18 protein-coding genes and 1 pseudogene are annotated in these 20,098 nt (G+C 39.7%); 7 read left to right on the forward strand and 12 right to left on the reverse strand.

The genetic code is table 11. The annotated features are described in order from the left end of the window. Window positions 1-176: 176 nt before the first annotated feature. The 6 genes and pseudogenes from rpoD to NMG88_RS02315 all read right to left on the reverse strand — a co-directional run bounded on the left by rpoD (window position 177) and on the right by NMG88_RS02315 (window position 7,775). The gene (gene rpoD, locus NMG88_RS02290) at window positions 177-1,268 is read right to left on the reverse strand and encodes an RNA polymerase sigma factor RpoD (protein WP_430204088.1); all 1,092 of its coding nucleotides are present in this window, start codon (window positions 1,266-1,268) and stop codon (window positions 177-179) included. Window positions 1,269-3,953: 2,685 nt separating this feature from the next. Further along, window positions 3,954-5,138 (reverse strand): annotated as a pseudogene (locus NMG88_RS02295) (WD40 repeat domain-containing protein); the annotation flags it as partial. Window positions 5,139-5,303: 165 nt separating this feature from the next. Next, window positions 5,304-5,612, reverse strand: a complete 309-nt coding sequence (locus tag NMG88_RS02300) for a TMEM165/GDT1 family protein (protein ID WP_027249374.1) — start codon at window positions 5,610-5,612, stop codon at window positions 5,304-5,306. 19 nt (window positions 5,613-5,631) lie between these two features. Continuing rightward, entirely contained in the window at window positions 5,632-5,940 is a 309-nt protein-coding gene (locus NMG88_RS02305; protein WP_227351445.1) for a TMEM165/GDT1 family protein, read from the reverse strand. 290 nt (window positions 5,941-6,230) lie between these two features. Continuing rightward, complete coding sequence (locus tag NMG88_RS02310; protein ID WP_026786992.1) at window positions 6,231-6,587, reverse strand: YkgJ family cysteine cluster protein; 357 nt, start codon at window positions 6,585-6,587, stop codon at window positions 6,231-6,233. Window positions 6,588-6,608: 21 nt separating this feature from the next. Beyond that, on the reverse strand, window positions 6,609-7,775 hold the full coding sequence (locus NMG88_RS02315; protein ID WP_052369330.1) for a Ycf66 family protein: 1,167 nt from the start codon (window positions 7,773-7,775) through the stop codon (window positions 6,609-6,611). Between the two features lie 230 nt (window positions 7,776-8,005). Here NMG88_RS02315 and NMG88_RS02320 point away from each other — a divergent pair, with 230 nt between their 5' ends. Next, window positions 8,006-8,161, forward strand: coding sequence for a hypothetical protein (locus tag NMG88_RS02320; protein ID WP_155806209.1), 156 nt, complete (start codon window positions 8,006-8,008; stop codon window positions 8,159-8,161). Between the two features lie 377 nt (window positions 8,162-8,538). Here NMG88_RS02320 and NMG88_RS02325 read toward each other — a convergent pair whose 3' ends face one another. After that, window positions 8,539-9,291 carry a GUN4 domain-containing protein gene (locus tag NMG88_RS02325; RefSeq protein WP_042156990.1) on the reverse strand — a complete coding sequence of 251 codons (753 nt, stop codon included), beginning with the start codon at window positions 9,289-9,291 and terminating at the stop codon, window positions 8,539-8,541. A gap of 75 nt (window positions 9,292-9,366) precedes the next feature. Beyond that, window positions 9,367-9,855, reverse strand: coding sequence for a D-glycero-beta-D-manno-heptose 1-phosphate adenylyltransferase (gene rfaE2 / locus NMG88_RS02330; protein ID WP_042151474.1), 489 nt, complete (start codon window positions 9,853-9,855; stop codon window positions 9,367-9,369). Between the two features lie 184 nt (window positions 9,856-10,039). Between rfaE2 and hpsJ-B the strand changes: the two genes are divergently transcribed. Further along, window positions 10,040-10,873: a hormogonium polysaccharide biosynthesis protein HpsJ gene (gene hpsJ-B / locus NMG88_RS02335; RefSeq protein WP_042151479.1), complete on the forward strand. Its 834-nt coding sequence runs from the start codon at window positions 10,040-10,042 to the stop codon at window positions 10,871-10,873. A 156-nt stretch (window positions 10,874-11,029) separates the two neighbouring features. Next, complete coding sequence (locus NMG88_RS02340; protein ID WP_227349990.1) at window positions 11,030-11,926, forward strand: glycosyltransferase family 2 protein; 897 nt, start codon at window positions 11,030-11,032, stop codon at window positions 11,924-11,926. A 239-nt stretch (window positions 11,927-12,165) separates the two neighbouring features. Here the strand turns inward: NMG88_RS02340 and psbC are convergent, their stop codons facing one another. After that, the gene (psbC, locus tag NMG88_RS02345) at window positions 12,166-13,548 is read right to left on the reverse strand and encodes a photosystem II reaction center protein CP43 (protein WP_026786983.1); all 1,383 of its coding nucleotides are present in this window, start codon (window positions 13,546-13,548) and stop codon (window positions 12,166-12,168) included. Continuing rightward, window positions 13,532-14,590: a photosystem II D2 protein (photosystem q(a) protein) gene (gene psbD / locus NMG88_RS02350; protein WP_026786982.1), complete on the reverse strand. Its 1,059-nt coding sequence runs from the start codon at window positions 14,588-14,590 to the stop codon at window positions 13,532-13,534. Before psbD ends, psbC begins: the two co-directional genes overlap by 17 nt. A 344-nt stretch (window positions 14,591-14,934) precedes the next feature. Here psbD and NMG88_RS02355 point away from each other — a divergent pair, with 344 nt between their 5' ends. From NMG88_RS02355 to NMG88_RS02370, 4 genes are all read left to right on the forward strand, one after another. After that, the gene (locus NMG88_RS02355) at window positions 14,935-15,501 is read left to right on the forward strand and encodes a photosystem I assembly protein Ycf4 (protein ID WP_042151486.1); all 567 of its coding nucleotides are present in this window, start codon (window positions 14,935-14,937) and stop codon (window positions 15,499-15,501) included. 32 nt (window positions 15,502-15,533) lie between these two features. Further along, window positions 15,534-16,292 (forward strand): peptidylprolyl isomerase, encoded by a 759-nt coding sequence (locus tag NMG88_RS02360; RefSeq protein WP_042151489.1) that lies wholly within the window; start codon window positions 15,534-15,536, stop codon window positions 16,290-16,292. Between the two features lie 150 nt (window positions 16,293-16,442). Then, window positions 16,443-17,600, forward strand: a complete 1,158-nt coding sequence (locus tag NMG88_RS02365; protein WP_254035075.1) for a beta-ketoacyl-ACP synthase — start codon at window positions 16,443-16,445, stop codon at window positions 17,598-17,600. 86 nt (window positions 17,601-17,686) lie between these two features. Then, window positions 17,687-18,820: a DNA cytosine methyltransferase gene (locus NMG88_RS02370; RefSeq protein WP_254034485.1), complete on the forward strand. Its 1,134-nt coding sequence runs from the start codon at window positions 17,687-17,689 to the stop codon at window positions 18,818-18,820. Here NMG88_RS02370 and NMG88_RS02375 read toward each other — a convergent pair. Next, window positions 18,809-19,276, reverse strand: a complete 468-nt coding sequence (locus NMG88_RS02375) for a DUF29 domain-containing protein (RefSeq protein ID WP_227349993.1) — start codon at window positions 19,274-19,276, stop codon at window positions 18,809-18,811. The genes NMG88_RS02370 and NMG88_RS02375 overlap by 12 nt on opposite strands. 168 nt (window positions 19,277-19,444) lie before the next feature. Next, entirely contained in the window at window positions 19,445-19,966 is a 522-nt protein-coding gene (locus NMG88_RS02380) for a DUF4149 domain-containing protein (RefSeq protein WP_042151498.1), read from the reverse strand. Window positions 19,967-20,098: the final 132 nt, after the last annotated feature.

Raw genomic sequence — 20,098 nt, forward strand, 5'->3', positions numbered from 1 at the left:
GAATTTAATTATAGTATATTTTTGGCAATTTATTCTGAAGTGCGATCGCGGTCAATAATTGATATTAATATAAGAATGGGCGATCGCAAATACAATAATATTAAAACAATTAATTGGTGGATGTTGGGGTGTAGCGAGCGAGGACGCTCGCACTGCTTTAGGTCATAAAATCACAACTACCTTATATATTCTTTCAAGATACTATTGCGGTTAGGATGACGTAACTTTCTGAGAGCTTTCGCCTCTATTTGAAGAATGCGTTCACGGGTGACATTAAAAATCTCACCAATTTCTTCTAATGTCTTCATCTGACCATCATCTAATCCATAACGTAAACGTAAGACATCTCGTTCACGGGGACTGAGGGTATCTAATACCTTTTCTAAATCTTCTCGTAATAGATTCTTAGAAACATAATCTTCAGGAGTTTCGCCATCGGATTCAATAAAATTCCCTAAACGAGAATCTTCTTCTTTCCCAATCGGTGTTTCTAAAGAAATCGGAAGTTGAGCCGATTTAGCAATAAACCGTAACTTCTCGATGGTCATTTCCATGCGAGTTGCGATTTCTTCTTCCGTGGCTTTACGACCCATTTCTTGAGATAATAACTTGGTAGTTTTTTTAATCCGAGAAATGGTTTCATACAGGTGAACTGGTAGTCGGATTGTCCGAGATTGATCGGCAATTGCCCGGGTAATGGCTTGACGAATCCACCATGTAGCATAAATGGAAAATTTGTAACCTTTTTCGTGATCAAATTTCTCGGCGGCTCTAATTAATCCTAAACTGCCTTCTTGAATTAAATCTTGGAAAGAAAGACCTCGATTCCTGTATTTTTTGGCAATCGAAACCACCAGTCGTAAATTAGACTTTACCATCTTATCTTTTGCCCGACGGCCAATATAAAGACGGCGGCGGAACTCTGGCAACCTCATCTCAACCGCGCTCGCCCATTCCTGCTCATTGGGTTCGCGGTCGTAATGTTCCATTAGTTTCTCTCGAATTCGCTCTAGTTCGAGTAAGTCGGCAATTTTACGAGCGAGTTCAATTTCTTCATCCGCGCGTAATAATCGAATCCGACCGATTTCTTGCAGATAGAGATGAATCGAATCTTCTGTATAGTGTTTTTTCTTAGCCTGAGTCCTTTTCCGAGATTTTGCTACTTTTGCAGCTTTGCCCTCCTCATCTTCATCCGCGATAATATCCCCTGAGATTTCTTCTTCTTCGATTCGATTTAGATCTTCTTCATCTGGTTCATCATCATTAATTAAATCGCCAATGAAGGGTTTCTTTTTATTTTCAAGGCTAACAAGGCTAACAACTCCTATCCGGGGTGAAATTGTGGTTGCGAGTTCGTTTTTCGGGTTTTTCTTGGGTTCGGGACTTGGTGTTGGACTTGGTGTTGGACTTGGTGTTGGACTTGGTGTTGGACGTGGAGTCGGACTTGGTGTTGGACTTGGTGTTGGACTTGGTGTTGGACTTGGTGTTGGACTTGGTGTTGGACGTGGAGTCGGACTTGGTGTTGGACTTGGGGTCGGACGTGGAGTCGGACTTGGGGTTGGACGTGGTGTTGGGCGTGGAGTCGGACTTGGTGTTGGACGTGATGTTCGTTCGGGGTTAGGATTATTTTTGGAATTATCTAATTTTTCTATTGTTTCACCGACCGTTTTAATCACTTTATCTATGACAGAACCTTTAACCGGATTTCTATTGCTAAAATCTTGTGCCATATAAACATCTGGCTTTGGAGTCACCCGAACAATTTTAAACTCAGCTAAATCGATAATATTCTCTGGGATAGCTTTAGCAGAAACTTCATAACTTCCATCAGAGGATGCTGAAGGAACAAAATAACCATTCTGATTAATTGTTCCCCCAGTTGCCTCCCATTCAATATAATTAGGTTCGATAAAATCTCCCTGCTGATCAAATCCAGTAACTTCAAATTGAAAATGTTGATCAGATTTAATTTCAAGTTGATCAAATCCAGTAACTTGTAATTTAAAATATTGATCAGATTTAATTTTAACTCGTTCTGGCTGAATTCTTAACCTTCTTAAAACAGGAACAACCTGGATCTTAACAGAATCACTAATTTGAGCCAAATTAATACAAGAATTACCCACCCAATTTAATAAACGAATACTTATTTTAATCGCCTGTTTGATCACCCATGCTTGAAAAGCGATTTCAAAATTAAATAGTTCTGAAGACGAATTTTGCTCAGAAGCGGGAGAGATATTATTAGTTGTTTCAGATTCCTCTTGAATCTCTGTTTCCGCAGAATTATACAATAATAAACTTTGAATATTATCACTCAGAGAAGATAACCGTTCTGTCCAGAAAATACTCCGAGATATTAATTTTGTATAAATGCCAAAGGCTAATATTTTTGAGCGAATATCATAGGGAGATAATGGAGAAACTTTAGCCGTTACTTTATATGACCCTTTATCATTATCCTTAGCGGTAAATTTCCCATTCCGATCAATTCTTCCCCCTTTTGCTTCCCAGACAATATTTCCTGTTTCAATTTCATTTCCATATTGATCAAACCCAACGACATTAAAAGTTATACTTTCATTGGGTTCAAGAAAAATATTTTGAGGGGGATAAATTTTAATCCGTCTTAAAACAGGTAATATATTAACAGTTGTACTAACTTGAAGCGAGCCAACTTGAGCCGTTACAGTAACTTGCCTTTTATCGTAACCGCCCTTAAAAATTCCCTCTCGGTCTATTCGACCTCCGGCGGTACATTTCCATTCAATATTATTCACCCAAAACCAATCTCCAATCTGATCTAAACCCATGACTTGAAACGTTATCGGTTCATTAGGTTCAGCAGAAATAGTCTGCGGTGAAATGATCAGATTAGTTAAAATAGAAGGAACAATGATTTTAGCCGTTGCGCTAATTGTTTTACCAGGTATTGAAGCGGTGACGGTGAATTTTCCTTTACTATTATTCCCAACAATATAAATTCCATTGCCATTAATTTTGCCTCCTGTTGCAGTCCAATTGACATTTTTAATTGCAATATAATTTCCTCTTTGATCTAAACCCTCAACTGTAAATTGATAGGTTTGACCCGGACACATTTCTATCAATGATGGAGAAATGATCAAAGAGGTTAATCTTGGACGTTCAATAACTTCAACTTGGACAGATTGACTAATAGTTTGAACCTTTGCGGTAATAGTAACCGTTTTTTCAAAGTGACCCGCAACAAATATTCCATTATTAGGAATTTGTATATTGTCAGCCGTCCAAGTGACTTGTCCGATGGAAATAGATTGATTATATTGATCAAAACCTTTAACATTAAATTGTTGAGAGTCCCCACAATATAAAGTTTGTCCTGAAGGATTAATTGTTAACGATGTTAGTTTGGGGTTTTCAGGAATTGTAATTATAATTTGACAATTAACAGAGTTAACTTGTGCTTCTATTTTAAAGTTAGAACCTGATATATTTCCGGCTGTAAATAGTCCGTTTTTAATCGTTCCTCCTGTAGCAGTCCAACGAACTTGTCCGAGGGAAAAAGGTTGATTATATTGATCAAAACCTTTAACACTAAATTGTTGAGAGTCACCACAATATAAAGTTTGTCCTGAAGGATTAATTTTTAACGATGTTAGTTTAGGTTTTTCAAGAATTGTTATTAAAATTTGACAATTAACAGAGTTAACTTGTGCTTCTATTTTAAAGTTAGAACCTGATATATTTCCGGCTTGGAATATTCCGTCTTCGACCTCTCCTCCTGTAGCAGTCCAAGTTATATTTTCAATTTTAATCGGTTTATTATATTGATCGAAACCTTGAATAGTAAACTCTTGATAGTCACCACAATATAAAGTTTTTCCTGGGGAATTAATTTTTAACGATGTTAGTTTAGGAGACTCACCTTCTAAAATATTTAAAATTTCTCCTGTTTGTAAATTCCAAAGTTTGATCCAATTCCGACTCCCACTAACAAATAGTTTACTATTAGCACTAACAGCAATAGAACCAATAAATCCAGCATGACCTGTAATTTTACGAGATGGATTAGGGTATTGATTAAGGTTTTGAATATAAATACTGCCATTATTTGTTCCCATGACTTGAATATTACCATTAGAAGTAATATCAAAATTAGTCATTGTTTGAAATTTTCCGGTGATAGTCTTAACACATTTTAAACTATTGACAAGTAATTGAAATGGGGATTGATTATTACTCTTTCCAAAAAAGAAACTCAAAACATCGGTTACAAAAGGAATATTAAAATTTTCATTTTTACCTTGAGTATTAGGATCTTTTTGCCAAATTTTAAGAGTTCCATCTCGACTACCTGTAACTAAAGATTGATTATCAGAACTAATGGCGACATTTTGAATCCAATCTGAATGTCCTTCAAGAGTTCTTAATAATTGTTTGTTTGTCAAATCCCATGATTTTATGGTTTTATCTGTGCTTCCACTCACTAAAAATTTACTATCTGAACTTATTGCTAAACAAGAAATCCATCCGGTATGACCGTTAAAACTATGGATAATTTGTTTACTTTCTAAATTCCATAGTTTAATCGTTTTATCGGCACTTCCACTAATTAAGGTTTGATTATCTGGGGTAATTTTAACCACATTAACCCAACTGGTATGACCCGTAAAAGTATGCAAATTAATTTTAGTTTTTAAATTCCATAACTTAACGGTTTTGTCAATACTACTACTAACTAAATATTGACCATTGGAACTAATCGCAACGGATAAAACCCAATGGGAATGGGCATTAATTGTATTAATTAATTTTCCTGTATCTAAATTCCAAATTCTGATGGTTTTCCAACCGCCACCGACGATAATTTTATATTCTGAACTAATTGCTACACAAGAAATTGTATCTTGAGGTATAATATTAGGCGATCGCAAATTAACATTTTCAGTTAAATAAGGATTATCACCATACAACACCCAATACGCAGATTGTTTAACCTGTTCTGAAGGGTCGGTTAATGCTTGCTGCGCTAGTAAATCTAAACCTTGATCAAATTTTAGACAGTCTGAAAGTGCTTTAAGTCGTTGTTGAAGGTCTGGACTGGTGAATTTACCCCGAAGATTCTCAATAGCTGGCCGTTCAGAGGGTTCGGTCATGGTCTTAACTATTACAGGTTATCTATTCATTTTAAACTCATAACCAGATAAAATAACAAAGGTTTGATTAAGAAAAATAATCACACTTTGTAAAAGCCTTTGCTTCTGCTATAGTGAGAACAATTAAATAATTAACCAGGCAAAACTGAACGAGTCGCTTATATCTCAGCACTCAAGTGACTGATCTTTAGGCTTACCTGGTATTCCCGTAAACCATAATAATCGAATTCCTAATACCGCAAAACCGATGGCGGCTGCTATTTTAACTAGACGAGCGGGTAGAACTTCCGCAAATCCTTGTCCAACTATCACACCGAGGAAACTGGCTAATAATAAGGCGGTGGCTGTACCAAAAAAGACCGCGCGGGGGGATTTGCTAGTACCACTGAGAGCGATCGCAGCCACTTGACTTTTATCTCCTAATTCTGATAGAAAAACCGTGATAAAAGTCAATCCTAATAGTTGAAAATCCATAGACTTAATTATAACTAATTTAGTGTAAAACTTCCCAAAACAATAGCACCGAAATCAATAATAAACTGCTACCCGCAGCCAGTTCCAAGGTTCTGGGTGAAATCCGAGAAGCTAACCATTGTCCGACTAAAACCCCTAAAAAACTGGTTAAAACTAATGCGCTTCCCGCCCCAGCAAAAACTATCCAAGGATTATGGGATTCTGCTGTCATTAATAAAGTTGTAAGTTGGGTTTTATCTCCAATTTCAGCTAAAAAAATAGTAATGAATGTGGAAACAAAAATTTTCCCCGTATTGGGTTTTGCTGAATCTTGCTGTTGATCCGCGATCGCAGATAGGTTACTAGCGGGGTCTTTAAACACTGATTTCACAGATTTCACGGATTACGTTTTTTGCATTTGTTTGACACTGATTAATACGGATTAATATGATTGTGCGGATTATCCTAAGAGCTTCGCACTAAATAAATCTTGAGCGAAGCAAGGAACGTAATCGGTGAAATCCTCTTAATCCTCTTGAATCTGTGTTCATCATTGGTTGACGGTTGGGGTAATATCAAAACTATATCATAATCTTTTCATATTTTACCCCATCCGGCAATAAAAAACTGAGAAAGTCCCTAGGATTCATACCCGACCGCTTGATTAAAACGCTCTATTTCCGGGGAAGAATCCCCATAGACTCCTTCAATTTGTTGTTGACAACAATCAATGGCAAAATCATTTAATTCTGATGCTTCAATTCCATATAATTCTTGAAAAATATCGGATTCTACCCGACAAAATCGAGGGCGCTGATCATAAATTTTGCATTCTTTAGTTTCAGAATCAAAATTAATACACCATCCATCTTCCCCGACTAAACTCAAATATAATTGTAAGTCTTTCGGGGCTAAATATTGATCTAATTCAGGACGTTCACTGGGGTCAAGATGACAGCAAGCCCCACATTGTTTGATACAAAGCCAAGTGGTCATGATTCTGGTTTAGATTCGCGCTTATTTTTGTTCAGACGGTTCAGGTGTAACCGATGGGGACGGATTAATTTCCTCGGATTCCGTTATTTCTGAAGCTGTTTCAATTTCAGAAATTGTAATAACTTCCACAACGGTTTCTGGTTCTAAATTATTAGTTTCTGAGGATATTTCTTCTGTCACAGATTCCTGTATTTCCTCAACTATAGGATTCACCTGTTCTGTGATTATCTCCACCACTCCTTCAATCTGGGAAGTAACAATTTTTTCAAAGGGTGAAGGGGCAGGTTTTTCAACTTCTTCTACGATTTCGGGAACACTAACCGCAGTTTTTGGAGTAGAGTTCTCCTCAACAATTTTTGTTTCTAAATCCTCAAATTCAGCAAATTCATCCTTCGCCACCTTCTGATTATCTTCTACAACCGTAACGGGGGGAACAGGGGTGGGTTCCGGGGATTTCGGTTTGCTGGGGGTTTTGGGTTTTTTATTAAATAAACCCGTTAAATTACCAATAAAACTAGATAAAGTTCCAGCGAGCGCCGGGATAGATTTTTGGGTTTTAGACGTCGTTTTTGCAGTCTTGACCTTGGGAGTAACTGGGGGTTTGTCAGCTTTAACCTTGGGTGTTTTTACCGGGGTATCCGAAGTTAAGGGAGTTACTGATGGTGTTTCTTCGACTTCAGGAAGATTCTGTCCTTCGGTTATAGGGGGAAGCGGAGGTTCCTCTACAATTTCTGAGGATGGGGAAATAACTTCTGGTTCGGGTTGTTCCTGTGTTTCTACTGGGGTTTGAGCAACCACTGGGTTATTCTCAAAGACGGGTTCGGGAGTAGTAACAATATCCCGTACAGGTTCAGGAAAAATTACCGGAGACTGAACACCAATCAAACCGTTAACTCGTTTTTTCACCTTCGCCGGAATCGGGGTTTTTTCTGTGGCGGGGGTTGCTGTTCGTCGTAGGGTCAGAACTTCCCATCCAAACCAAATCAACAGGGACACACTCGCCACCTGACCTAATAGTACGGCTCCGGTAATTCGTCCCGCACAGGCCCACAGAATCAAGCCATAGAACAATCCAACTCCACTCCAGACGAAATCACTTTTCCGGTGAACTTCTGGAAAGAAGAAGGCGGCTAGATAAAGGCCAAAACTTGCTAAACCCACTGCAATCGCTAGAATATATGCCAGCATTTTTCCTTCTCACTCTATCAAAAAACCTCTATTGCGTTATTTTACCGTTAACGGTTGACGGTTAGCCGTTGAGGTGTTGACGATTTGTGATTCAGATCAGAATTTGATGTGAATTTTATCACCTATCAACATTGTAGGGAATCATACGGAAAAGAAACATCGTCTTATTAATATAGATATATCTACCATAGAAGGGTGCGGCTAGAAGTTTTTTGATTGGGGAGTTGATTATGTTAGAAAAATTATTGTTGGCTGCTTTTATTACGTTGTCTCTGCATTTGCAAGTCAGTCTTAACTGGTTCGGCTATAAACCATTATTCTCAATGGGAGTAGCCTCTCAAATGCAAATGGAAAAAATTGTTTTGTCTCAAGACGTGATCAAATAAATTCGATTAACTCAGGCTATTTTGGGAAACCAATCATCCTTCTATCCCGTAGATGGAGGTTCCCTAAAAATTGATTTCTCTTTGATGAAACTTTTCTCATCAAGATTTAATTTATAATTTATCCTAAATTGTCATAATAAAAGTGCCTGCGTCGCGTTTCATCCCACGGCTGAAGCCAGTGGGCTTTCACGCTCCCACCCTGGCTTTGTAAAATTAAAACGGGGGTTTAATCCAGTAAATCCGCCTAATAATCGAGGCGCAATACCATTTTTTATAATTTGATCCACAATAATTGCTGTAATTAAAACTTTTACCCCTAACCAAATACTATTTAAAGCAACTAAAAAACGGAAGAAATTCTCTTGGTTTTGATTAATTTATCTGATTGTCACTGAGGGTTGAGACTGCGACCAAGCTGGATGGGAGAGTAGGGCTTCGATGACTCTAACGCCCCGTAACTGATTAGATAGGGGAAGATGACCCTTTGGGGCGGTTAAATCCCAGGTAAATCCTTGGGGGTAGCGTGTCCAATTGCGACCCGTGCGCCAGCCAATTTTAGGCCATAATTTATCCCAATTTTTATTCACACCCAGCCAAAGTTCTCGCTGGACAGAATAGCCGAATTTACCCTCGGAATGGATACACCAAAGGCTATCAATGGTTTGTAAATCCGTAATCGGGAATCGTTCAATTTCGGAAAAATAAAGCCACTTTCTTTGTACCGCAGAACTTCCAGCTAATTCACAAAGTTTTTGTACGCTTAATTTATCCGCTTCTAAAAAGTCTTGTTGGGCGAGTAAGGTTTGTAGGGGAATATAATCAATTCCGGTATCGGATTTTAAGGGAACAATTCCCGTAGGAAAATGAAGTTTTAAAAAATGACTCACTTTTTCGGAAGTGGGAATAGCGGTATATAAAATTTGATAAACTTTACCGTTAATTAAACTAAAGGGATTAGATTGTTGTTTTAATAAAAATTCCATTAACACTTCCCAAACCGTTTCCCCACCTTGGGTTAATGTTTCTAATAGTTGGAATTGAGCCTTTGCTGAGGCACTAAAAAGCCCAGAGCGCAATTCATCCGCACTCATGGCATAGTTCTCTTGGGGGGAAGTGGTCAGGTCAGTCATGGGGCGTGGCATTAGGTAATTGGGGTTGAGCATGGCATTCTTCACCTTGACTATTGTACAAGGATCGGTCAATAGTTAACCGTTGAGAATCCTTTGAATTAGGGCGCTGGTGGAGGAGGGGACTTCAATATTAATGAAGGCAACTTGACCCCCATAGGCTTGTACAATCGGGGCTTCTGGCAAGGTTTCTAAGGTATAGTCTCCACCTTTAACATAAATATCGGGTTTCAGGGTTTGGATGAGATAATCGGCGGTGGTTTCGGAAAAAATTACTACCCCATCAATGGGCTTCAGACTAGCTAAGACTTCAGCCCGTTGTGCTTCTGGGACGATGGGGCGGGGAGGATGTCCGGGTTTTTGAGGTTTCAGGGTTTGGACAGATGAATCGCTATTTAATCCGACCACCAGTGATCGTCCTAATGCCTTAGCTGCCTGTAAATAGCGAACATGACCCGCATGAATTAAATCAAAACAACCATTGGTAAAAACCAGGGGACGCCATCGTTGAGGATTCAAGGTGATGTCTTCTTGTAATTCGGTTAAGGTGTAAAGATAAGCAGTCATTCCAGTTAATTGGGGAGGAAGAAATTTATTTAAGTCAGTCTATCCAGAGGTCTGAACCGATTAGAATTGTAACGTTTGTTGATCTTTAATCTCGAATATTTCCGAACCAGCCCTACAAACTTAGGGTTAGGGAATATATCAACAAGCCCAAATCGAGATCATAACTTAGTTTACGGATCATTTAATGAAAGCTACTTCTAGCCGTCAATTTTCTTCTACAACCTCTCTCATCTTGAAACTGGTTGGAGTAATTTTAATTTTCTCGTCCCTAGTGGATTTTCTGGTAATTTTGATTCCGCCCAATTTTCTTAACCGAGGCTGGCAAATTAGCGTTACCAGTGATTTAGTAGATCGAGGTATTGTCCCGATGGTGGGAATGACCTTAGTCTTTATTGCTTTTTGGATGGATGCCGCCACCGAAGGGAATATCAAGCCAGCTAAACCCTTTGCGAGTTTAAGATTTTGGATAGCATTGCTGGCGAGTTTATTCGGGTTATTGTATCTTTTACTATTTCCTTTGCATCTCAATAATACCCGTTTAGCCAGAGCCGAGGCCCTCGCAGAAATTAATCAACAAGCTACTCAAGCTCAAACTCAACTGGAAAGTCAACTCGGAAGTCCCGAATTTCAGCAGCAAATTCAACAGAAAAAAACCCAGCTTAAAGATCAATTTGCCGGGTTAGCACAAAATCCCGAAGCTCTGAATCAAGCCCTTGCCAACCCGAATCTTCCTAACGAAGTTAGACAAATCTTAGAACAGTCTAAATCGAATCCCAAGGCTGTTGAGGAGTTTTTGAATCAACAGGCGGATAATTTACCTACACAATTGTTAGGTCAAATTCGTGATCGCAAACAAGAACTGGAAAAACAAGCTAAAACTCAGTCCTTAAAATCGAGTTTGAGAACAGGAATTAGTAGTTTATTATTAGCGATTGGCTATATTACTCTAGGTTGGACAGGGCTCAAAGGTTTAGGAATTTTACGCGGTGCAAATCGTCGTAAAACACCAACCGCTTAACAGTTATCAGTTATCAGTTATCAGTTATCAGTTATCAGTTATCAGTGGAAGAAATAAAATCTTGATTTTATTGATTCTATAACCCAAAACCCAAAACCCATTACCTATTACCCATTACCTATTCCTCCTTCCCTGTTATAACTTTAATTATCCTTCATGTTTTCAATTTATATTCTCACCGCAAACGAAGAAATTGATATTGCGGATTGTATTGAGTCTGCATTATTATCAGATGATGTGATTGTGGTGGATTCTTTGAGCCAAGATCGCACCGTTGAAATTGCCCAACAATATCCAGTTAGGGTGTTACAACATCGTTTTGAAAGTCACGGAAAACAGCGCACATGGATGTTACAGGAAATTCCGACCAAACACGATTGGGTCTACATTTTAGAAGCCGATGAACGGATGACTCCTGAATTGTTTACAGAATGTTTACAGGCGATTCAAAGTGATGATTATATTGGATATTATGTTGCCGAAAGAGTGATATTTTTGGGAAATTGGATTCGACGCAGTACCCAATATCCTCGGTATCAAATGCGTCTATTTCACAAGGATAAAGTTTGGTTTACCGATTATGGTCATACGGAACGGGAAGTTTGTGATGGCTCGACGGGATTTATTCGAGAAACCTATCCCCATTATACCTGTAGTAAAGGGTTATCCCGTTGGATTGATAAACATAATCGTTACTCAACGGATGAAGCAGTAGAAACCCTGCGACAGTTACAGACGGGAACTGTGAATTGGAAGGATTTATTATTAGGAAGTTCGGAAGTTGAACGACGACGAGCCTTAAAAGATTTATCCTTACGTTTACCGTTTAGACCTCTGATTCGCTTTGTTTATATGTACTTTTTATTGGGAGGATTTTTAGACGGTCGTTCTGGGTTTTCTTGGTGTATTTTACAAGCCTTCTATGAATATTTGATTCTACTTAAAGTTTGGGAAGTTGAAAATTCTCCTCAACTGTATGATCTGGGTTTAGAGACTTCAAAAAAAGTCGAGTCCCAGAACGTTATCTCCAATCTGGGAACATCAGACTCTTAGTTTTTATTTCATGCTTCAGGGCACTTTTATCGGTTGATATTTCTTTTCTGTATCATCAAAAATTAAAGAATTAATGTGGGTTTTAACATAAGATTTATTTGTAATTATTGATTAGGCTGAATTGCTATTTAGCAAATTATCATATATCGGTTTTTATTCCTATAAAAAGCCCCACCTGACGAATCAGGCAGGGTGTTTAATTAACAATCTAAGCAGTGATTAGACATCTAGGTGAAACCCTAGTCTAAATCAGGCATAGAAAGTACAGCTTCCGATTTCCGGTCAATGCCTTTCTCGAAGCCAGCCACCGCAGCCCGGGCGCGACCGGCGTGCCAGAGGTGACCAATCAAGAAGAAGAAACCCACGATGAAGTGGAAACCAGCCAACCAAGCCCGGGGGTTAACATAGTTAAACCCTTGAGCTTCGGTAATAATCCCACCCACGGAGTTAATCGAACCGTTAGGGGCGTGGGTCATGTACTCAGAAGCCCGACGAATTTGCCAAGGTTGGATATCGTTTTTCAGCTTGTTGAGGTCAAGACCATTAGGCCCACGCAGAGGCTCTAACCAAGGGCCACGGAAATCCCAGAAGCGCATGGTTTCACCACCAAAGATGATTTCCCCAGTCGGAGAACGCATCAGGTATTTACCCAGACCTGTCGGGCCTTGGGCCGAACCAATATTCGCACCCAGTTTTTGGTCACGGACTAAGAACACAAAGGACTGAGACTGAGAAGATTCAGCGTTTGTGGGGCCGTAGAACTCACTGGGATAAGCGGTATTATTAAACCAAACATAGGAAGCAGCGATAAAGCCCATCAAAGACAGAGCGCCTAAACTGTAAGACAGATAAGCCTCTCCAGACCAGATGAAAGCCCGACGCGCCCAGCCAAAGGGTTTGGTTAGGATGTGCCAGATACCACCGGAAATGCAGATCAGACCAATCCAGATGTGACCGCCGATGATGTCTTCCATGTTGTCAACACCGATGATCCAGCCTTCTCCCCCAAACGGAGCTTTAACTAAATAGCCAAAGATCGCGGCCGGGTTCAAAGTCGGATTGGCAATCACACGGACATCGCCACCACCTGGGGCCCAAGTGTCATAGACACCCCCAAAGAACATGGCTTTGAACACTAACAGGAAAGCCCCCAGACCCAATATAATCAGGTGATACCCGATAATATTGGTCATTTGGTTTTTGTCTTTCCAGTCATAACCAAAGAAAGAAGAATATTCTTCTAAAATTTCAGGGCCACGGACGGCATGATAAATACCGCCTAAACCCAAAACCGCAGAGGAAATTAAGTGCAGAACCCCAATCACGAAGTAGGGGAAGATATCAATCACTTCACCACCAGGGCCCACACCCCAACCGAGGGTAGCCATGTGGGGGATCAGGATCAAACCCTGTTCATACATGGGCTTTTCGGGAACGAAGTGAGCCACTTCAAACAGTGTCATCGCCCCAGCCCAGAACACGATCAAACCAGCGTGAGCAACGTGAGCGCCCAGCAACTTACCAGACAAATTAATCAAACGGGCATTACCTGACCACCAGGCGAATCCAGTGGATTCTAGGTCACGGCCGCCGACATAAGAAGTATTAGAGAGCGTTACCACGCGGTAATACCTCCTCAGGGAAAATAAAGTTTTCGTGGGGTTGATCCGCAGGAGCCATCCAAGCCCGCAGACCTTCATTTAACAGAATGTTCTTAGTATAGAACGTTTCAAATTCAGGATCTTCGGCCGCCCGTAACTCTTGGGAAACGAAATCATAAGCCCGTAGGTTCAGAGCTAAACCAACAATGCCGATAGAACTCATCCACAGACCCGTGACCGGCACGAATAACATGAAAAAGTGTAACCAACGTTTGTTAGAAAAAGCAATCCCGAAAATTTGTGACCAAAAACGGTTGGCGGTCACCATCGAATAGGTTTCTTCAGCTTGAGTCGGTTCAAAAGCCCGGAAAGTATTGGCTGTATCTCCATCTTCAAACAGAGTATTTTCCACCGTCGCTCCGTGAATAGCGCACAATAGCGCACCACCCAAAATTCCCGCCACTCCCATCATGTGGAAGGGGTTCAGCGTCCAGTTATGGAAGCCTTGTAGGAACAGAATAAACCGGAAGATTCCGGCTACCCCAAAGCTAGGGCCAAAAAACCAACTGGACTGACCCAAGGGGTACATCAGAAATACACTGACAAATACCGCAATTGGGCCAGTAAAGGCGATCGCATTATAGGGACGAATGCCGACTAAACGAGCAATTTCCAACTGACGCAGACAAAAGCCGATCAGCGCGAAAGCACCGTGCAGAGCCACAAAAGCCCATAAACCGCCCAGTTGACACCAACGGGTGAAGTCCCACTGAGCTTCCGGCCCCCAGAGGAACAGTAAGGAATGTCCTAAACTGTTAGCGGGACTACTGACGGCGGCTGTTATAAAGTTGCAGCCTTCTAAATAAGAGCTTGCTAAACCGTGGGTGTACCAGGAAGTTACAAAGGTTGTTCCGGTTAACCAGCCACCGAGGGCTAGATAAGCGCAGGGGAACAATAGAACTCCTGACCAACCCACGAAGACAAAGCGATCGCGTTTGAGCCAGTCGTCGAGGACGTCAAAGACGCCTCTTTCAACCTGCGGCCTTTCGACTGCTATAGTCATTTGGTGAACGATCCTCTTGGGTTTATCAAAAACATTATCCTTTGTGAAGTACCCAGCAATCAATCGGAATCTCGATTTTTGTTTGGGCTAACCTTCTCAGTTGCTTAACCTTTTGTGGGAATACTTCCGAACGGAGTTCGGAGGAAGGTCTGACAAAGCAGTTTCTATCCCTTGCGGTATAAACTGTTCAGCAATTGGTCGGATGCTTATAGCTTACCACTTTTTCCCTCGTCTAATCGGGGGGACATTTAGCGGTAGACTCTTAAGCAAGTTAACATAACTATATATTACAGTTAACAATTTTTGCAAAGGTGTTGACTGTAAAAGTTCACATTCTTACTTTCATGAGTACCCAAACAAAGACTACAACGAATCAAATTCTTTCTAAGAAAGTTACGGGCTCCCGTCGCTTCAGCAACTACTGGTGGGCCAGTGTGATCACTATTGGGGGTACGGGTTTCCTTTTATCCGGTATTTCTAGCTATTTGAAAATTAATCTTTTACCCTTCGCCGATCCAACTCAACTGATCTTTATCCCCCAAGGCATTGTCATGGGTTTATATGGAGCCGCTGCTTTATTACTGGCTTTGTATTTATGGTTAGTGATTTTCTGGGATTTAGGCGGGGGATACAATGAATTTAACCGGGATACGGGAAAAGTAAGTATTTTCCGATGGGGGTTTCCTGGAAAAAACCGCAAGGTGGAGTTCAGTAGCAACCTGAATGATATTCAATCCATTCGTGTTGATATCAAGGATGGAATTAACCCCCGTCGAGCTTTGTACCTAAAACTCAAAGACCGTCGGCAAATTCCCTTAACCCGTGTGGGCCAACCCCTACCTCTGTCTGATGTGGAAAACCAAGGGGCAGAATTAGCTAAGTTTTTACAAGTCCCCTTAGAAGGACTTTAGAACCTCCGACCGCAAAAACATTGAAACCTAAGATGAAGAAACTCAACACACAGCAATGGTTTTTACCTTTTTTGCTGATTTGTGTATTAATTGTTGGGGGCTGTGCTTCTAATACAACCTCCACCGAAATCCAGAATAACAATTCTGCTGATAGTCAATCTGCTACACCTATTTCCCAAAATCCGACTCAACCGATGACAAATTTACCTCAATTAAACGGAAAAGCTACGGTAGTAATGACGGTCAACGGATCGCCGATTACGATTGAAGTGGATGGAACTAATGCCCCGGTTACGGCTGGAAACTTTGTTGATCTGGTCAATAAAGGAGTTTATGACGGTCTAGCTTTTCATCGGGTTGTCCGTGAGCCTGATCCCTTCGTGGTTCAAGGGGGTGATCCTCAAAGTAAAGATCCTAACTTTCCCAGCGCTAGATTAGGTACTGGGGGATTTATTGATCCGGCTACTTCTAAAGAACGCATGATCCCCTTAGAAATTAAGCCCAAAGGTGCGGAACAGCCGATTTATAGTAAAACCTTAGAAATTGCTCGGATCACCGCAGCACCCGTTTTATCCCACCATCGCGGCGCGGTAGCTATGGCCCGTTCTCAATTTCCCGATTCGGCTTCTTCTCAGTTCTATTTTTCTTTAGCGGAATTGCCTTTTCTGGATGGGAGTTATGCGGTTTTTGGGAATGTTACCGATGGGATGAATGTTGTGGATAAGATTCAACAAGGCGATCGCATTGACTCGGCAAAAGTCACCCAAGGGTTAGAAAATCTGAAAAATTAATCAACTCTTAAAAAATGTCAACACGAATCCCCGATTTATGGCATAGAGATTAAGTCCCTGTAGGGGTGGGTTCACCGAGATTAATCGGATTTGACAGATCATCTTGATCAACCCGCCCTGACCGCTATCCTGGCTGAGTCTTAACAAAGAATGCAAGTTGTTGTTACTGGTATTGGTTTAATCTCGGCATTAGGAAATTTGGAAATAACCTGGAAACAATTGTTATCGGGTCATTCAGGAATATTACCCCATCAACCTTTTCCTGAACTTTTTACTAAACCCCTGGCTTTAATTAATAATATTCCTTCTGATCCTACGGAATTATTAGAAACTGCGATCGCCGATGCCTTAATTATGGCTAATTTAACTCCACCTTTATTAGATTGTGGTGTTGTAATTGGTTCTAGTCGGGGATATCAAGGAAAATTAGAACAATTAGCAAGATTTTACCCCCCCTACCCCTCCTTACTGCGGGGGGGAGAAGATACGGGAATTAGTTTAAGCAAATTTGTAGAATATTTACCTTTTAATATTGCTTTAAATGCAGCTAAAAAAATAGGTTCTACGGGAATTATTTTATCACCCATGGCGGCTTGTGCTACGGGAATTTGGGCGATCGCTCAGGGATTTGAACTAATTAAAACCCAACAGTGTCAGCGTGTAATAGTGGGAGCAGTGGAAGCACCAATTACTCCTTTAACCTTAGCAGGATTTGAACAAATGGGAGCCTTAGCCAACACAGGTTGCTATCCCTTTGATCGAGATCGAGAAGGGTTTGTTTTAGGGGAAGGGGCGACTATTTTAATCTTAGAATCAGAAGATCTAGCGCAACAGCGAAATGCTCAAATTTATGGGAAAATATTAGGATTTGGATTGACAGCAGATGCTTGTTATGGTAATAAACCTGATAGAGTTGGAAAAAGTGCGATCGCCGCGATTCAAACCTGTTTAAAAAATAGTAATTTATCATCTGATGAAATTGATTATATTCATACCCATGGAACCGCTACAAAATTAAATGATGACCATGAAGTTCAATTAATTAAACAATTATTTCCCCAAGGTGTTTCTGTTAGTTCAACAAAAGGCGCAACCGGACACACATTAGGGGCGTCAGGAGCATTAGGAGTGGCGTTTTGTTTAATGGCATTAAAGGATCAACTTCTACCCCCCTGTGTGGGTTTAAAAACACCAGAATTTGATTTTGATTTTGTTACCTCTGTTCGTTCTATGGTTATCAAAAATACTTTGTGTTTTAGTTTTGGATTTGGAGGACAAAATGCTATTATTGCAATTGGTAAAGCCTAATCGTTGTTGCGCTTAAGCGCAATCTTTACAAAGGCTTTCATCCCAACAACATAATAGTAATTACTCAATACTAATCAAAATAAATAATGCCATTAACTGAACGTTTATCTAAAATTAAATGGGAGCATATTCCCTCAACTCTGTCTTTATTTTCGGGATGTGGAGGGATGGATTTACCTTTGCATAAAGCTGGATTTAAAGTGGTTTGGGCGATTGATGCTAATAGAGATGCTTGTCAAACTTTTCGCCGAAATATTGGGGATGTAATTGTTAATAATCAAATTGAAAATATTAATATTGCTGAAGTTCCTGATGCGGATTTAATTACGGGCGGTTTTCCTTGTCAAGATTTTTCAATGATTTGGAAACGTCCAGGGTTAGAAGGAGAACGGGGAAATTTATATACTTATTTTCTTAAATTTGTTCAAGATAAAAAACCGAAAGCGTTTATTGCTGAAAATGTTAAAGGGTTATTAAGTGCTAATAATTATCAAGCAATTGAACAGATTATTTCTGATTTTGAGAATATTGAAACCGGATATTTAGTTAAACCCAAACTCTATAATTTTGCCGATTATGGGGTTCCTCAATTTCGAGAACGGGTATTATTAGTAGGAATTAGAAAAGATACGGGATTTAATTTTATTCATCCTGAACCGGAATATGGTTTAAATCGAAAATATCCCTATCGGACTGCATCGGACGCATTAGCAGGAGTCGAAAATATTTCCAATAATAATGAACATCAAAAAATCCAACCGAGAACTATTGAAATTTTAAAACGGATTAAACCCGGTGGCAATTTTACCGATATTCCTAAAGATAGCGAATATTATGTTAAAGGCATGATTAGTCATGTTTATCGGCGTTTACACCCTAACCAACCTTCAACTACTATTATCGCAGGAGGCGGTGGGGGAACTTGGGGATATCATTACGATGAACCCAGAGCATTAACCAATCGGGAACGCGCTCGGTTACAATCTTTTCCAGATGATTTTATCTTTGAAGGATCATTTACAGAAATTCGTCGCCAAATTGGAAATGCAGTTCCTCCTGATGGGATTGTAGCGTTAATTGAAGCGTTAATTCCTTTATTTACAGGGAAATATCAGAGTGTTGATTTATATGAGTTAAGTGAAAATTTACAAAAATTATCAATTAAAGAACGATTGAAATTAGCGAATCAAGAAAACCGTGAATTAGTATCACTCCGGTAGATAATCAGGGTTTAAGGTGTCCTCTTGAGAAAACGGTGATTCTACAGGAAAAGTATTAATTGATAATCCCGTTTCATCCGCAGCTAATTCTCTGGCATCCTGATAACATTCTTGAAAAACTTCAAGAAAATATCGCTTTAAACTCGGACTATTTTTAAAATCATTTCGTAATCTTTTTCGATGTTCTCGAATAGTAAATAGCCAACTGTTGGTTCGTTTCTCAGATTGATACTTATATTTTAATAGGTGCATTAATAAAATTCTGAGATTACTCTCAATTGCTGATTTTTCACTTCTTCCCATAGCTTCTAATTCTTCAATTAAATTAACCATATCAACTTCAGGTAACTTTCCATGTTGTAACTGATGAATAGTATTCATTAACCACAAATGATAATCTTCTTCATATAAATCAGAAGTTTGTTTAGATTCTGTGATAGAAAGTTGGGTTGTCATGGGATATCCTACACTCAGTTAATTTTAATTATATAATAGGGAACAGGCAACAGGCAACAGGGAACAGAAAGAATATACCAGTCTATGTTCTAACCTTGGAATTCATATATAAAAAATAGGTTAGATTTTGTTTTCTTAACCCAACCTACCTTAATTTTGATGATCAATTTAGAATGTGAGATCGAGTTTACTGTGGTTACGATAACACCAGCCTAAAATAATCCCTAAAACGGATAATTTAATCATTTCTAGGGTAAAATAACTTAAGTGCAGTTGGTTCATGCCCTCGGGAATTGTATTGAATCCATTAAATAGATTTAAGTTAATTCCTAATGCACTCATTTGAGGGGTAAGAATATAGGTATAAACCATGGCAATGGCAAACAGAAATAGCGATAATCCAGTGATTGTCCGTAGGCGACTACTGAATTTTTCAGGAAGGTTCATCGCTAAAGCAATTAAACCCGTTAAACCAACCGCCGCACAAACTAATTCAATCCGGTTAAAGACTGAAAAAATTAGAGTTCCCGCCGAAGTAAATCCGGTTTCTTCCATCATGCCAGAAATATACATCGTCGGCATAATTACAAAGTCAAGAATCAAACTTCCCGCCATCCATAATCCGAGAGTGGCTAACACCAGTGTCAGCCAGCGTGTGGGATGATATTCTGCTTTAGAGATAGTAGCCATAGTAATGATTACCTTGTATGAATAATAATTGCTGTCTTCACTTTTTATAATAGCGAATATTTTCACAATAGAATGTGAAGTATTTTGTATAACAAAACTTTACAAAAAAATATAAATCTTTAAGTCTTGGTT

Origin of the sequence: Planktothrix agardhii (assembly GCF_904830935.1) — a bacterium.
GTDB classification, from domain to species: domain Bacteria; phylum Cyanobacteriota; class Cyanobacteriia; order Cyanobacteriales; family Microcoleaceae; genus Planktothrix; species Planktothrix agardhii.

What these genes read in the sequence shown, in the direction of transcription:
- NMG88_RS02370 (WP_254034485.1), top strand. Translation starts at nt 17,687, where the DNA reads ATGCCATTAACTGAACGTTTATCTAAAATTAAATGGGAGCATATTCCC.
- hpsJ-B (WP_042151479.1), top strand. Translation starts at nt 10,040, where the DNA reads ATGAAAGCTACTTCTAGCCGTCAATTTTCTTCTACAACCTCTCTCATC.
- rfaE2 (WP_042151474.1), bottom strand. Translation starts at nt 9,855, where the DNA reads ATGACTGCTTATCTTTACACCTTAACCGAATTACAAGAAGACATCACC.
- NMG88_RS02325 (WP_042156990.1), bottom strand. Translation starts at nt 9,291, where the DNA reads ATGACTGACCTGACCACTTCCCCCCAAGAGAACTATGCCATGAGTGCG.
- NMG88_RS02365 (WP_254035075.1), top strand. Translation starts at nt 16,443, where the DNA reads ATGCAAGTTGTTGTTACTGGTATTGGTTTAATCTCGGCATTAGGAAAT.
- NMG88_RS02375 (WP_227349993.1), bottom strand. Translation starts at nt 19,276, where the DNA reads ATGACAACCCAACTTTCTATCACAGAATCTAAACAAACTTCTGATTTA.
- psbD (WP_026786982.1), bottom strand. Translation starts at nt 14,590, where the DNA reads ATGACTATAGCAGTCGAAAGGCCGCAGGTTGAAAGAGGCGTCTTTGAC.
- NMG88_RS02355 (WP_042151486.1), top strand. Translation starts at nt 14,935, where the DNA reads ATGAGTACCCAAACAAAGACTACAACGAATCAAATTCTTTCTAAGAAA.
- NMG88_RS02380 (WP_042151498.1), bottom strand. Translation starts at nt 19,966, where the DNA reads ATGGCTACTATCTCTAAAGCAGAATATCATCCCACACGCTGGCTGACA.
- NMG88_RS02300 (WP_027249374.1), bottom strand. Translation starts at nt 5,612, where the DNA reads ATGGATTTTCAACTATTAGGATTGACTTTTATCACGGTTTTTCTATCA.
- NMG88_RS02315 (WP_052369330.1), bottom strand. Translation starts at nt 7,775, where the DNA reads ATGCTGGCATATATTCTAGCGATTGCAGTGGGTTTAGCAAGTTTTGGC.
- NMG88_RS02360 (WP_042151489.1), top strand. Translation starts at nt 15,534, where the DNA reads ATGAAGAAACTCAACACACAGCAATGGTTTTTACCTTTTTTGCTGATT.
- NMG88_RS02310 (WP_026786992.1), bottom strand. Translation starts at nt 6,587, where the DNA reads ATGACCACTTGGCTTTGTATCAAACAATGTGGGGCTTGCTGTCATCTT.
- NMG88_RS02340 (WP_227349990.1), top strand. Translation starts at nt 11,030, where the DNA reads ATGTTTTCAATTTATATTCTCACCGCAAACGAAGAAATTGATATTGCG.
- NMG88_RS02320 (WP_155806209.1), top strand. Translation starts at nt 8,006, where the DNA reads ATGTTAGAAAAATTATTGTTGGCTGCTTTTATTACGTTGTCTCTGCAT.